The organism is Neobacillus terrae (assembly GCF_011393025.1).
Taxonomy (GTDB): domain Bacteria; phylum Bacillota; class Bacilli; order Bacillales; family Cytobacillaceae; genus Neobacillus_A; species Neobacillus_A terrae.
In genome coordinates this window covers 52,776-67,252 of sequence record NZ_JAAOEO010000011.1, presented here as the reverse complement: position 1 = coordinate 67,252, position 14,477 = coordinate 52,776, and the positions used below count along the sequence as shown (strand labels likewise).

Genomic DNA, 14,477 nt, shown 5'->3' with positions numbered 1-14,477 from the left:
CCATTTCATCGAGCTGGATTATATAACAAAAAGAACCCGCCGATAGTGGCGGGTTCCTATACAGTTGGCCGTCTTCTTGCGAAGTCAACGAACCGGAATTTATCTGGGCGGTGCCGGGATTCTGTGTATTGAAAAAGTGACGCATCCTCCAGAAATACCTGGCTTCGTATGACAACCACATTATGAAAGCCATCTATGTCAAGAAAAGAATGATCTTCTTCTGTGGGTTCCTCAATTAAAATTTCCTTTTTTGCAAAGCTTATTTGTAAGCCAAGCTGATTCTCAATATAAGAATAAATAGAATCCTCGCATACTTCTTTTGTCAAAGTGGGAACCGCACTTTTTAAAAGATAGTCTTTATCGAGAATAACTTTTTCTCCCCCAATTTCCCGAGTACGAACAACCTTCCAAATGAGATCCTTTGGATGAGGATTCAAATGGGAAGTAAGTTCACGATCGGGATGAATAAGAGAAAGTTCATGAACAGTTGTAATAGGTTCTCTGCCCATTTTTTCTGCAAGTTCCTTGAAACTTACAAGTCCCGAGACAGGGAGATTCATCTTTGTTATATCAATAACAACTGAGCCCTTGCCGCGTATTTTTTGAATATAACCATTTTGAGATAACAGATTTAATGCTTTCCGAATTGTTTCTCTGGATGTTTGAAAAGAGTCCTTCAATTCGTTTTCAGAAGGAAGGAGGGTAGAAGGGGGGTATTCCCCCTTCTCAATTTTGTCAACCATCTGATTGTATATAAGCATAAATTTATTCATCAAATCACATCCGATTTGGAACTATTTCTTTAGATGAAACACGACGGACTCAAAAGGGCGCAATTTAAATTTTTTAAATGATTGGGAAGTATCCTTATAGTTCGATAACAAAATACTGCTATGATATTCTTCGAGTCCTAATTCAGATGGTAACACGAACTCTGTTTCTGTTCCATAAAAATTGTTAACAACTAGCAGTTTCTCATCCTGCCAGCTGCGAAGATAAGTGAAAAGCTGTTGATGATCGGGAAGGAAAAGCTGGTAATCTCCCTCCGTAATAATATTAAGCTCTTTACGCAGACGGATAAGCTCTTTGTAATGATGAAAAATGGAGTTTTTATCTATTAGTGCCTGTTCTGCGTTTATGTCCTTAAAGTTAGATGCTGCTTCAATCCATGGTGTTCCTTTGGTGAATCCGCCATTAACGCTGCTGTTCCATTGCATTGGTGTACGTGAATTATCACGGGACTTTTGCTTTAAAATGTCGATTACTTCTTTCTTGGACAAACCTCTGCCAAGCAAGATTTGATACATATTGAGAGATTCAACATCGCGGTATTCATCTATATCGCTAAAATTAGGGTTTGTCATTCCGATTTCTTCTCCCTGATAAATATAAGGAGTTCCTTGAAGAAAATGCATAGCAGTTCCTAGCATTTTACCAGATTCTACACGATATTTTCCATCATCGCCAAACCGTGAAATAGCTCTGGGCTGGTCATGATTACACCAGAAAAGGGCGTTCCAGCCTCCGCCATTATACATTTCGGTTTGCCATTTTGAGAGTATTTGTTTTAAAGCTAGAAAGTCAAAGTCAGCCTTCGTCCATTTGTCTCCATTTGGATAATCCACTTTTAAATGATGGAAATTAAAAGTCATATCAAGTTCATGGCGTTCTGGATTTGTATACTTAATACAGTTATCAATAGTAGTAGAGGACATTTCACCAACAGTCATCATGCTATATTTTGAAAAAACTTCTCTGTTCATTTCATTTAAATACTTATGAATCTTAGGGCCATCAGTATAGAAACGGCGGCCATCTCCTGGTGGAGTATCATCCGGGAAGCTTTGATCTTTTGAAATTAGGTTGATGACATCCAGGCGGAATCCATCAACACCTTTATCAAGCCAGTATTTCATCATTTTATAAATATCCTGGCGCATTGCGGAGTTTTCCCAGTTTAAGTCGGCCTGTGTTACATCAAACAAATGAAGGTAGTACTCGTTTGTTTCTTGGTTAAACTCCCATGCAGAACCGCCAAATTTTGACTCCCAATTAGTTGGGCTGTCTTTCCATACATAGTAATCACGGTATGGACTGTCCTTGGATGTTTTGGCGTCCTTAAACCATGAATGCTCAGTAGATGTATGGTTAACAACAATATCCATCAGAATTTTTATTCCTCGTTCATGGGCTTCTTTTAATAGAAGTTCAAAATCTTCCATCGATCCATATGGTTCATAAATTTTATAATAATCACTAATGTCATATCCGTTATCCCGCTGTGGAGATTCATAAACAGGAGTGAGCCAAATTACTTCTATACCAAGAGTTTTCAAATAATCGAGCTTTTCAACGATGCCCTGTATATCACCTACACCATTGCCTGTTGTATCACGAAAGCTTTTTGGATAGATCTGATAAACAACTGATTTTTTCCACCATGGTTGTTCCATTTAACTGTAACCACCTTTTTAGTTTATAGAAGAACAATAGCAACCAGTATTAGTGCCTGGTTGCTAAAGTCCTTTTTATTGTCAATCTTACAGGCTGTTATTTTTTCTTCTGCGTAATGCAATTAGGTAAGTTGCAACGAAAGGAACAACAAGAACTATTGCCATACCCATAAAGAATACTGACCATTTATTTGGATAAATAGACAGGAATCCAGGAAGACCGCCTACACCTATCGATGTTGCACGAACATGATTGATTGTAAGGAGTAATCCCCCAAGTGCAGAACCTACAAGAGCCGAAATAAATGGGAAACGATAGCGCAGGTTTACACCAAACATTGCCGGTTCTGTAATGCCAAGCCATGCAGAAATTGCAGATGTAAAAGAAAGTCCTTTTAATTTTTCGTCTTTTGAAGCGAACATTATAGCAAGTGCTGCCGAGCCTTGGGCAATGTTTGACAGGGCAAGCATAGGCCATAGGAACGTGCTTCCTGTGCTTCCGATAAGCTGGATATCAACAGCAAGGAAAGTATGGTGCATACCGGTTACAACCAATAAACCATAAAGTCCGCCGTAGATAATTCCACCCAGTGCAGGGAAATTATTAAAGATTGAAACTAAACCGGTTGTTAATGCATTACCAATAGCAAAGGTGATTGGTCCAATGATAATGAAAGAGGCAAAACCTGTAACTAAAAGAGCAATTGGAGCAACCAATAATAGCTGGAATGCATCCGGAATTTTTTTGCGTAAAAACACTTCTATTTTTGCTAGAACATAAGATGCGAATAGAACTGGGAGAACCTGTCCCTGATAACCTATTTTTTGAATGCTCAGACCAAATAGATTCCAGTGAGGTACCTTATGTGCTTTTAATGCTTCCCCATAACCCCATGCATTTAAAAGATCTGGATGGACAAGCATTAAACCTAAAACAATACCAAGCAGAGGATTTCCGCCAAATTTTTTCACAGCCGACCATCCAATCAAACCAGGAAGGAAGACGAATGATGTGTTAGCAATAATGTTAATCATATTGGCAAGGTCTGCCCATGCGGGATGAACCTCGATAAATGCCTGTTTATAGAATATTCCAGGGTTGGCCAAAATATTGTTTATACCCATCAATAAACCGGCTGTAACGATTGCCGGAAGTATAGGGATAAAGATATCAGCAAGTGTTTTAATCGCACGCTGTATTGGGTTTAGCTTTTCTGCGGATGCAGCTTTTACATCGTCTTTCGTTGCATGATGAATTCCAGCGATATCGGCTAATTCATTGTAGACTTTATCTACTGTTCCCTGCCCTATAACAACTTGGAATTGGCCATTGCTCGAAAAGGAGCCTTTGACAGCCTCAATTTTTTCTAGTTCTTCTTTGTTTACTTTCGCTTCATCTTTTAAGGCAAAGCGTAAACGTGTAACACAGTGTGTAGCTGCTGCAATATTATCTTTGCCGCCGACTGCTTCTAGGATTTCTCCTGCCTGTTGCCGTAAATCCATTATTAAACCCTCCTATTATGGGGATCAAAGCTACCGGAAATTTGGTCAGCCTCATTCCATTTAATATGAAAGAGAGATACATTTACCGAAAGGGGTTACATTTACAAAAAATAAAAAATTCCAATTGCCTTATATCCCGATCAATTCATATATAACCGCTTTCATTTTTCTACCTGTATATACAAGTTATGTTTAATATCTTATCTTGTATATACAAGATTATCAAGAAAAAAATTTGAAAAAATTAATAGAAAATTATTCTAGTTAGGTAAGATGCCCTAGAATCTTCATGAATATGAAGCCCTCAATAGATTTAAAGGAAGACTTTGGAATGAAAAAGGAGAAAGTAAGAAGGGTGAAGAAATAATAGGAGATATAATCTATTTGCAGAGATTAAAACGTATAAGTGAAAAAGGGTTTAGAATATAATTAATATAAAGACATAATATAAAGGACTGAAATGATAATGTTTTATTTATTTATTACTTGCTTAATCATCCTGATAATGTTTTTTTGTCTATATTCTATTCTTCCAACAATAATTATTCGTAAGTTTAAGCTGGGAATTATAAAAAATACAAATGCAGCTGGAGTAGCTTTAACTTTTGATGATGGGCCTAATCCTAAATATACACCGGAACTGCTGGACCTCTTAAAAAAATATGGTGTAAAAGCCTCTTTTTTTGTAGTAGGAAGCAAAGTAGAGAAATACCCTGAAATTATTGAGAGAATGAGTAAAGAAGGCCATACCATTGGCATTCATCACTTTAAACATATTTCAAGCTGGATGCTTTCACCTTTGCACTTGAAAAAGCAATTAATAAAGACAGAAAAAGCTATAGAAAAATATTCGAATCAAAATGTTCACTTTTACCGCCCGCCTTGGGGACACTTTAATATATTTACACTCCTGTTAAGCAGAAAATATCAAATTGTCATGTGGTCCAATATCTTTGGCGATTGGAAAGTTCAAACCTGTAAAAAGTCATTATTAGATAATCTGCGTGCTTCACCGAGGAAAAACTCGATCCTGCTTTTGCATGATTGCGGGACAACAATGGGAGCGGATGAAGAAGCACCAGCGTACATGATGAAAAACCTTGAAGTTTTTTTGAAGGAATGCCAGAAGCAAACTCAATTTATTACTTTAAAAGATCTTCATTTGCAGGAGCAGCAATGAGCATAGATTCATTATTAAACTACATACAGAATTACGGATATTTCATCATTTTTTTATTTTTATTCTTCGGAATTGTTGGTATTCCGGCACCCGAAGAGTCATTGCTTTTCTTTATAGGAGTTTTAATGATTCAAAATAAGCTGTCTATTATGATGTCTCTCTTATCTTCTGTATTAGGGGCAATAATTGGCATGCTTACAGCTTATTTTCTGGGGAAATATGTAGGGTATCCCTTTATAAACAAGTATGGAAAATATATTGGGATAACTAGGGAGCGGCTGGAGAAAATGAATGTTAAATACTCAAAAACTGGACTGAAAATGATTCTCATAGGGTTTTATTTGCCAGGTTTGCGACAAATAAGTCCTTACTTTGCTGGGCTTGCCAAAATCCCGTTTACCAGGTTTTTGACTCTTTCTGCGTTAGGAGCTCTTCTATGGACAATACCTTATATCCTGGCAGGATATTTTCTTGGAAGTATCTTTCACATAAATCCCACATATGTACCCTATTTAGGAATGGTATTTTTACTGATTTTTTTAATCTTTGCAGTAAGTAAGTATATTAAAAAAAGAAGCAGCAGGCAGTCCTCCTAATATGGTGATAAATGGGTACTTTCCTTTTTTGGAAAATAAATTTACTCTTACAGTTTCATTAGAATTAGATTAAAACATGTGTAAATGATAAATTTGGTGATAAATTGAATAGAGAGCAAGGCACAAAAAAAATATGAGGAAGGGGGGAAGGAATATGAAGAAAATCCTCTTTTTACCACTTATGCAAATCCGGTCGGGACACCATCAAGTTGCAGAAGCATTAATGGACACGTTAAAAAAGGAAATGGATGATATTGTCCTTGAAAAGATTGATATATTGAGTTATAGCAATGAACCTTTAGAGAAATTTATTAGCAGTGGATATTTGAAATGGATTCGATATGCACCAAATACGTATAATTTGGCTTATAAAAAGTTTTTTTACTTGCCTTCCTCTAAGGAATATACATTTAAATGGTATCATCACTTTTTTCTTCGGAAAATGGAACAGCTATTAACGGAGAAAAAGCCTGACCTAATTATATGCACACATGGTTTTCCTTCATATATTCTTAGCCATTTAAAAACAATGGGGAAATGTGATATCCCCATTATAAATGCCTATACAGATTTCTTTATGAATAGTTTTTGGGGACGAGAAGGAATTGATGTTCATTTCCTCCCAAGCCAGGAAGCAAAAGAGGAACTTTTAAGGGAATATAAAGTTCCAAGGCAAAAAATGATTGTAACTGGCATACCAGTTCATGAGGATATCACTAAAAAAGAAAAGTTAAAGCTCCAAAAATATAAACCAAAAATTCTAATTTCTGGCGGAAATAACGGACTTGGGAGCATAATGAACCTGGTCGAAGACTTAAAGAATGCTTCCCATTCTGAATTTATTGTTCTTTGCGGAAAAAACAAGAAAATGTACCAGGAAATCTTGTCATGGAGACTGGATCAACTTAAGCCATTACCTTATCTTTCTTCCCGCATAGAAATGAACCTGCTTTATGAAAAGGCAGATGCCATCATCACAAAACCTGGTGGTGTAACGATAAGTGAGGTTCTGAAAAAAAGACTCCCCATATTTATTCATTCTGTCCTTCCTGGACAGGAAAAAATAAATCTAAAGTATTTAAAAAATAAAGGACTTGTATTTGAATTGGATAAAAGTAAGCCCTTTGAGAAACAATTGTTAAGCATTTTAAAAAATCCGAAGAAGTTGCAGGTTTGGAGGAAGTCCATCAAATCCTACCTTAACGAAATCGAAATTGATGAAACTAAAAATATTGCAGAAATAATAAATTGGATACTAGAGAAAGAAACAGAAAATGTCTCTTCGATGGTAACTGATTCAAAAAATAAGATTATTTTAGCAAAAGCATAAGGTTTTTAAAACAAGAATTAAGGCTGTCCATTGTGCAGCCTTTATTTTTTGTTTAGGCAAATACTTCCCTTTATTCATGGGTAAATTAAAGATTACTTAAATTTAAATTAATCTTATATAAAAACTCTCTTTACCTCTATTTTGAGCAGTAGAATGGTTTGAGCAAAAGAAAGTTAGGAAAGTGTAATATATATTAACTTTTTTAATTCTGAAATATAAAGGCTTTTATTTAAAACGGTGGTGTTAACCTTGGATCAAATCATTCATTTGCTAAATCAGTATGGATATATTGTCCTTTTTATTTCATTGATGCTGGAACTTATCTTTCTCCCTATCCCAAATGAAGCTCTTATGAGTTATGTTGGAGTACTCTGTTTCCAAGGGAAAATGAATATATACCTTTCCATTATTTCTGGGGGTCTTGGTGGAAGCCTTGGAATAACTATCTCCTATTGGCTTGGATATAAACTGGGCGCACCTTTCTTTCGAAAGTACGGTCATTATATTCATATGGGACCTGAAAAGATGGACAAAATGTCTTCGTGGTATAAAAAATACGGAAAAGTACTTTTGATTTTTTCTTTCTTTATACCCGGAGTCAGACATATAGCTAGTATTATATCAGGTGTAATCAAACTTCCTTTCCGGACATTTTCTATTTTTGCTAATATTGGTGTACTGCTTTGGGTAGGAGTATTTATTTCATTAGGAAAATTGCTAGGTCCCAAATGGGACATGTATGAAGCAGAAATAAAAAAGTGGCTCGTGCTTGCCAGTATACTAATTGCTATAATAGCGCTTATTTATATTGCCATTAAAGCAAATAAAGAATTTGTAAAGGAATCATTTCTTCTCCTAAACCAGGCTATTTTTAAGAAATATAAGAGTTTCCTAAAGATTAAGTTTATGATCTTTTTCATTTTTATCCTGTTTGTTATCTTCATTTCTTTAATGGTGGGAACTATCCAAAATTTTATCAGTCATGAGAATGACCAATTTAATCTTGTGACAAAGACAATTATTTTTTCCTTATTTAATAAACATTGGCACGGAATTGCGGTCTTTTTAAATCGTTTGTCATCCTTGAGGGTATTAGCTGTTATTGCATTAATAAGTGCCATTGTAATATATATTAATAACAAAAACAGGACACTTGAACTGCGTTTTTGGGTTGTTACTTTAGCTGGGGATATTGTATTGTCAAAAGGAATTCACTGGATTACCCAATTTATATTGGGTAACAGGATCAGCCCTCATTTCCCAGATATGCCTTCAATCCTGGTCTTGTCGATTTACGGATATCTATTTATCATGCTGATTCGGCATAAGAAAAATTGGATTTTATCTATCATAACTTTTGTTTTTTTTGTTTTAGTTTTATTTGGGTCTTTCACCAGCAGAATTTATCTTGACCAAATCCGGCCAAGCGATCTGGTGGCAGGCTATGTATTTAGTGCTGTGTGGATTAGTGGTATGCTTCTTGCACTTGAAATGTTTCGATTTTTTAACCTACTTAAAAAGGAGTCCTCCAAAAATGAACCTATTCATAAAAAAAGTCGGTTTATGAGGCTGAAAAAACAATAATAATCTCTCATTTCCATACGGAATTATTCAAGATTACCGATTCTTAATAGAGATAACATAAGAAGGGCTGTCCTATCATTTAGGACAGCCCTTCTATATACGCAGGAAATCACTTTACTCGTTCGCTTCTTCCTGGTAGTTAAATTGCTCTTCTATCTTCCCATCATCATCGTGGATATACGCCATAGTGCCTGTTTCTTCAGCCATTCTTTTTGCTTCTTTGATAGTTTCGGACCTGGATCCCGAAGTAAATTCAGGTTCATCTTCACCCTCTCTTTTTATAGCCCAGCCCTCTTCATCGTGGGGTACAACATGGAACCTGGCATCATCGGTTCCTGCTCTTTCCTTAAAGTATTGGTCGCGTCCATCATGTGAATTGTTGGCCATGGTTATACCTCCTCTATTATTTGGTACATGGTTTAACATTACCCTCTAATGGATCGTAAAAAACATAGACCAGGGTGTGAGAAGAGGCAAATATATCGTAAGGATAAGCAAGAGGTATATTTTTATATAATCTGCCTGAGAATGTAATTATTGATTAAATTAACTTGGTGTTTAGGCCATGGAAAAAGGATATTAGTTAGTATTGTGCTATAATGGCGTGACTAAAGTTTTAAGGTGGATTAAAAATGAATGGAATAGGAATTTGGCCGGAAAATATAAAGGCTTTAAATGCGATAAATAGTATCGGGGAAAATATCATTTTAGCTGATAAAAATTATAATATAGTATGGCTGAATGAAACTGCTGCTAAACTGTTATCTCATGTGGTTCCACTATTCGGTTATTCAACTGTAAAAGAGTTAATTGGTACAAACATGGATAGCTTTCATCAAAATCCAAAATATCAGCGAGAAGTAATGGAGAAGGTTACTGAAACACATAGGGCAAGAATAAATATACGAAATCGATTTGTAGCTGATATTGTGGTTACTCCAATAAAAGCTCAATCTGGAAACATTGACGGATATGTTGTAATGCTTATGGACGTTACTACAAAGGCGGAAGAAGACGAAAGAAGAGAGAAGCTTATTAATGCATTGTCTGTTCCAATTATTAATATATGGGAAAACACCCTCGCTCTTCCTCTAATAGGTGAGTTTGATAAAAGCCGTGCTGATCGGTTAATCGTTTCTGTTTTAGAACAATGCGCTCAAAATAGTATTAAGAACGTCCTAATTGATCTTAGTGGCTTGTATGAATTTGAAGGGGAAACGAAGTTTGAGCTTCAAAAATTAAATGACTGTTTAAATCTGATAGGAACACAATGTATTCTAGTTGGAATTAGCCCAGAATTAGCCATGGCTGCTGGTGATTTAAACAAGAATATTTTGACCTTCCAATCAGCTTATGCTGGATTGCAATACATAATAAAATCTGATCAATAGGAAGTCAGAGTGGTGAAAAATCACCTGGATAAAGAAAACCAAACAAGTCTTCAATATAATGCATTGCCGGAACAGGTTAAAAACCGTCCTGCTATGATGACGGTAAGTGGATTACTATTCCAAAAAGTATAAAAAATCAATGAAAAATAATAAACAGGAAAAAGCTTGGGGAAACCAAGCTTTTTTGTGTGGTAAACAATTAAAATTCATAGGTTTTTGACCATCGACTAAATGTTTATTTTTATATTTAAGCCTAGATTCCGCTAAAATCCTGAAGAAGTTCCTTGTATACCGGATTCTTTTTAAGAATAGAAATGATTTCATTCGCAAGTTTAGTCATTTTCTTGCCATCCTTGCTTTGGTCGCATTCCTTCCATTTAATCTCCCGGGTGGCATCATTAATCCAGACTGTCAGCTCATACGGCGTTTCTAGGGAGTCACCGCAATTGGATGAGAACTTTTTTTCACCAAGGTAGTTTGAAAAAAGCATATATTTATATATTTGATTCATTTCATTTCTGGATAATTGGAAATCCTTGACGACCTTGTAATCTCCATTAGGAAGGGCCATTGTTACAGACTGTTCTTTAGTATTAATCTCTTGTTTTTTTGTTTTTCCAAACTTAAGCCTGAATCCAAAATAGTCTTCTTTTCCTGTGTCATATGAAATCGTAAGCAGATTTCCTACTTCATTATTAGGGCATCCTGTTAGAAAATAATTAGTTTCAACATCGGTTTCTGTTTTCTTAATACCCTTACACTCATATTTGGTTTTTCCACCCTGACCATATTGGTCATAGGAAGTATCAATTGTCAAAATCAATTTTTCTCCGTTAAAGTCAAGGATGTGAAAAATGGGGTCTCCCTCAATTGTATATCTGACCAGCCGAACTTTATCCTTTACGTTCTTGTTTACTTGTTCCACAAATAGGTCAAGTCTCTCTGCATTCTCCATTTTTCCATGCATTTCTGTTATATCAGACTCTAAAATCTCAGGTTTGGGCTTTGTAATTGTTTCCTTAGAAATACTGCAGCTAGATAAGAAAATAAAAGTTAATATAAAAAATCCAGACAGGATGAACTTTTTCAATTAAATCCCCCCCTTTTAAAGGTAGACGGTCAGTATAGGATAAGGTTCCACTCTAATAAGAATAATACCCTTATTTATCCTGAAAAATTAGTAATACAGGGAACGAAAAGGCTCATTCATTCGAGTTATTGTGCAAATGGAATGGAAGGAGGCTGATGGAAGCCTTCTAGCTGTACATGTAATCGTGTAAGCTGGAAAAATAATAAGGAGCCTAATAAAGAAAAAGTTATACCTGATTTTGGATATACTCCCGTCAGCGGACAGAAGTAAATGGATTTAGGTTTAAATCTCATTTGTCATGAAAGCAGGGATATCAGGAAACAAGAGCTGGGTGTAAGAAGAGGAGCCGGAGCAAACATTGTTTTCCATCCTCAATTTACGGGAAACGTACATAATGCCGATATTTTTGATGGGGGCTATGATTGTGCAAAGTCTAGAGAGAATGTAACAGATATTAATAACATTTGGATGTTATTATTTCATTTAAGGGCACAGTGCTTTGAAAAGCTAGTCCCGATAAAGAAGAAATTATTAGTTTTAGAGGTGGATTCTTCGAAAGTGAGGAGAATTCCTGCAAATCGTTTAAACGAAAATCTTTTATAAATGATTGGCTTTACCAGGTGCATTTTAATAGATTTCTATATTATAATATATCCTTGTGAAGATTATGTTTTAAAAATTAGTTGGGTAAGGCGGTGAATATATGTCTAAAAAGAAAAGGAGAAAAGGAAGCTCTTTCTTTACAATTATACTTTTAATATTGGCTGTTTCCTCCTTTTGGGCATATAATACCCTAGTTGAAAAGCCGCAGGAAGATCGAATGCTTCAATATAAACCTCTAATAGCAAATGAGTTGTTAAAATATAAAATGGATCAATTTACTCCATTGCTCATGGCAATCATGTATCAGGAAAGCAAGGGAAAAGGAAATGATCCTATGCAGGCGTCTGAATCAGCCGGAAAACAGCGCAATGAAATTAACAGTCCTGAAAAAAGCATACAGCAGGGTGTATTTCATTTTCATCAAATGTATCTTTATGGCGGAAAAAAGAAGGTAGACCTTGATACTATTATCCAGGCTTATAATATGGGCCCTGGTTATATTGATTTTGTTGCTAAGCACGGCTTAAAGCATACCGAAGCTTTAGCAAAAGCATATTCCGAATTCCAAGTGAAGAAATCCCCCTCTACCTATAAATGCGGAGGTAATTTCGGCAATTTTCGATATCCATATTGTTTTGGGGATTATACCTACACCAAAAAGGTAAAAGATAGTATACCTGTTGTAACCAAGATTATGCAAAAATCGATGGAGATATAGATGAGCCAGCCCCTATTTTATGGGGGCTTTATTTATTTCGGTAAAAGATACACGCGTTGTATAGGTGTTTGTTTATACAGATAATAATCCAGTGCATACACATATAAAAAATTAGAGGGGAGCTTTTATTTGTGGCGATCCGTGGTGAAGGTATTTATATTAATACCATTTCTGGAGGTATTGTTAACTTTGGCGGAGCTGTTTATATCTCCCCGATTTCAATCACAAATAATTTATCTGGTTCAGGAAGTTCAAATTCGGGAGGGGAAATAAATGGAACTGCTGATACATCAGCTTTAGGCTCGCCTCTAACACAGATGAATGAGCAAGCAGCTGACCATTCTCCTCATTATTCTAAGTCCAATTTACCGAGCGTTAGAGGCACTTAATTACTAATAAAGTGAAAAATACTAATTATGAAACTTCATTTGTTTTTTTCATAAGAGATGATATTTTGTGGATTAGCATACTGATAAAGGAGCCTAAAATTGCGCTCCCAGCTATGTCAGAAGGATAATGATGCCCTATCCAAATCCGGGACACGCCAGTTAATAAAGATAACACTGACATGATAGTTCCTAAAGTACGCTTATAATAGAAGATGGTAGTTGAAACTGCAAAAGCAAATAAGGTATGTTTACTTGGAAAAGAAGAATCCTTTTTTGATGGAATAAGTATTCCTACACGTCTTTTTAAAAAAGGTCTTGGCTTAAAATAAAATATTTTAATTAGAAAATGGATGATGAGTGTAATTAATATTGTGATTACTGCCTCAATCGTCATTTTTTTATAGTTCCTTTTTTTAAACCACATAATTAACATGATAGCGATATAGACATATCGGATTCTATTTGAAATTAATATCATGAATTTATCTAAAAGTAAAGAACGGCCTGAAAGAAGATTTATGGCACGAAAAATTTTAAGATCCACAAAATCACCCGTTTTCTGAGTTTTGGATAAATTGGCTAATAAGCTGATTCAGCTCATTCGCTTTTTTGGTAGGAATTTGATGGCTTACATTATTAATAAACTTCAGTTCATTACATTTTAATCTCTTACGCAGAATCTCCGCATAGTGATAAAATTGCTTATCCTTCTGACCATAAATCAATAAAATTGGAAGATGGATCTTATCTAGCTGATTAGTACAAGAATAGCTTAGACAATACTCGTAATATTGCTGAATGTTTCTTGGGTGCCCCTTTTTTGAATCCTTAAACATCTTAAAAAACAGCTTTTTTGTATCCGAGTTGGTCCAGGATATTCCCCACGACAAAACCGAAACTGCCTCAGCCTTTGCCAGATTTATGGCCAAAGTAAGCTGCTTTTTTAGAGTGCTATCGCTTACTTCGGACAATCCGCTTATTGCGATCCCACCTAAAGCAAGATTTTCGTATAAAAGTAAAAATTCCAACAAGATAGATGCTCCAGTAGAATAGCCGCATATAAAAGCTTTTTCAATTTGCAGATGATTTAACAAATGTTTAATATCATCTGCAACAAGCTTATAGGTTATTGGTTTGTTTGAATAATCACTTCGTCCATGGCCTCTAATATCAAAAGTGATTACTTGAAAGTTTCGTGATAATTCCTCAACCTGGTATACAAAGTTGAGGGAAGTGAGTACAGGAGGATGAATAAATACAATAGGAACCCCTTTTCCTTTTACTGAAAAAAATATGCTGCTCTCATCAACATCTAACATTGGCATGTACCTGTACACCTCACAAAATATATAAAAAAATTTTGCCAGCTCCACCTTTTTTAGTCCTTTTTATAATGTACAATATCCAATTTTAAATACAAAAACTCTGACTTCTGCCGTCCTAATTCTTATAAAAAGTTTCCTTATAGCAAGTCAGGATATTATATGAACCCGAGTTTTTATTATTTCTTCCATTTCAATATTAATTAATGAATGCTCCCATATAACTGAATTTCGATTATTATAGAAATAGGAGTACCAAAAAAATTCTCCAATGATTATTTAACCTAAACCAAAAGAGAAATTGTGAATAAATACAAT

Annotated in this window: 15 protein-coding genes; 8 read left to right on the top strand and 7 right to left on the bottom strand. The window is 35.3% G+C overall.

Annotation, left to right across the window (positions count from 1 at the left end; all coding sequences use genetic code 11):
• Positions 1-56 precede the first annotated feature (56 nt).
• The 3 genes from treR to treP all read right to left on the bottom strand — a co-directional run bounded on the left by treR (position 57) and on the right by treP (position 3,956).
• Positions 57-776, bottom strand: coding sequence for a trehalose operon repressor (gene treR / locus G8761_RS16295; protein WP_207789243.1), 720 nt, complete (start codon positions 774-776; stop codon positions 57-59).
• Positions 777-794: 18 nt separating this feature from the next.
• Positions 795-2,453, bottom strand: coding sequence for an alpha,alpha-phosphotrehalase (gene treC, locus G8761_RS16290; RefSeq protein ID WP_166028542.1), 1,659 nt, complete (start codon positions 2,451-2,453; stop codon positions 795-797).
• Positions 2,454-2,540: 87 nt separating this feature from the next.
• Complete coding sequence (treP, locus tag G8761_RS16285; RefSeq protein ID WP_166028541.1) at positions 2,541-3,956, bottom strand: PTS system trehalose-specific EIIBC component; 1,416 nt, start codon at positions 3,954-3,956, stop codon at positions 2,541-2,543.
• Between the two features lie 466 nt (positions 3,957-4,422).
• On the opposite strand from treP, the gene G8761_RS16280 reads away from it, so the two are divergent.
• The 4 genes from G8761_RS16280 (at position 4,423) to G8761_RS16265 (ending at position 8,646) form a co-directional block, all read left to right on the top strand.
• Positions 4,423-5,136 carry a polysaccharide deacetylase family protein gene (locus G8761_RS16280; RefSeq protein ID WP_207789242.1) on the top strand — a complete coding sequence of 238 codons (714 nt, stop codon included), beginning with the start codon at positions 4,423-4,425 and terminating at the stop codon, positions 5,134-5,136.
• The gene (locus G8761_RS16275; protein ID WP_166028539.1) at positions 5,133-5,732 is read left to right on the top strand and encodes a DedA family protein; all 600 of its coding nucleotides are present in this window, start codon (positions 5,133-5,135) and stop codon (positions 5,730-5,732) included. Before G8761_RS16280 ends, G8761_RS16275 begins: the two co-directional genes overlap by 4 nt.
• 154 nt (positions 5,733-5,886) lie before the next feature.
• Positions 5,887-7,062 (top strand): MGDG synthase family glycosyltransferase, encoded by a 1,176-nt coding sequence (locus tag G8761_RS16270; protein ID WP_166028537.1) that lies wholly within the window; start codon positions 5,887-5,889, stop codon positions 7,060-7,062.
• Between the two features lie 249 nt (positions 7,063-7,311).
• Complete coding sequence (locus G8761_RS16265; protein WP_166028535.1) at positions 7,312-8,646, top strand: VTT domain-containing protein; 1,335 nt, start codon at positions 7,312-7,314, stop codon at positions 8,644-8,646.
• A gap of 114 nt (positions 8,647-8,760) precedes the next feature.
• Here G8761_RS16265 and G8761_RS16260 read toward each other — a convergent pair whose 3' ends face one another.
• Positions 8,761-9,033 (bottom strand): DUF2188 domain-containing protein, encoded by a 273-nt coding sequence (locus G8761_RS16260; protein WP_166028533.1) that lies wholly within the window; start codon positions 9,031-9,033, stop codon positions 8,761-8,763.
• 245 nt (positions 9,034-9,278) lie between these two features.
• Here G8761_RS16260 and G8761_RS16255 point away from each other — a divergent pair, with 245 nt between their 5' ends.
• Positions 9,279-10,037, top strand: coding sequence for a PAS domain-containing protein (locus G8761_RS16255; RefSeq protein WP_166028531.1), 759 nt, complete (start codon positions 9,279-9,281; stop codon positions 10,035-10,037).
• A gap of 253 nt (positions 10,038-10,290) precedes the next feature.
• Here G8761_RS16255 and G8761_RS16250 read toward each other — a convergent pair whose 3' ends face one another.
• Positions 10,291-11,127 carry a DUF4362 domain-containing protein gene (locus tag G8761_RS16250; RefSeq protein WP_166028529.1) on the bottom strand — a complete coding sequence of 279 codons (837 nt, stop codon included), beginning with the start codon at positions 11,125-11,127 and terminating at the stop codon, positions 10,291-10,293.
• 270 nt (positions 11,128-11,397) lie between these two features.
• Between G8761_RS16250 and G8761_RS16245 the strand changes: the two genes are divergently transcribed.
• From G8761_RS16245 to G8761_RS16235, 3 genes are all read left to right on the top strand, one after another.
• Positions 11,398-11,730: a hypothetical protein gene (locus G8761_RS16245; protein WP_166028527.1), complete on the top strand. Its 333-nt coding sequence runs from the start codon at positions 11,398-11,400 to the stop codon at positions 11,728-11,730.
• A 100-nt stretch (positions 11,731-11,830) separates the two neighbouring features.
• Positions 11,831-12,448, top strand: a complete 618-nt coding sequence (locus tag G8761_RS16240; protein ID WP_166028525.1) for a lysozyme family protein — start codon at positions 11,831-11,833, stop codon at positions 12,446-12,448.
• A gap of 131 nt (positions 12,449-12,579) precedes the next feature.
• Complete coding sequence (locus G8761_RS16235; protein ID WP_166028523.1) at positions 12,580-12,837, top strand: spore germination protein; 258 nt, start codon at positions 12,580-12,582, stop codon at positions 12,835-12,837.
• A gap of 25 nt (positions 12,838-12,862) precedes the next feature.
• On the opposite strand, the gene G8761_RS16230 is transcribed toward G8761_RS16235, so the two are convergent.
• Positions 12,863-13,381 (bottom strand): phosphatase PAP2 family protein, encoded by a 519-nt coding sequence (locus G8761_RS16230; RefSeq protein ID WP_166028521.1) that lies wholly within the window; start codon positions 13,379-13,381, stop codon positions 12,863-12,865.
• 4 nt (positions 13,382-13,385) lie between these two features.
• Positions 13,386-14,162: an alpha/beta fold hydrolase gene (locus tag G8761_RS16225; protein WP_166028519.1), complete on the bottom strand. Its 777-nt coding sequence runs from the start codon at positions 14,160-14,162 to the stop codon at positions 13,386-13,388.
• Between the last annotated feature and the right edge of the window lie 315 nt (positions 14,163-14,477).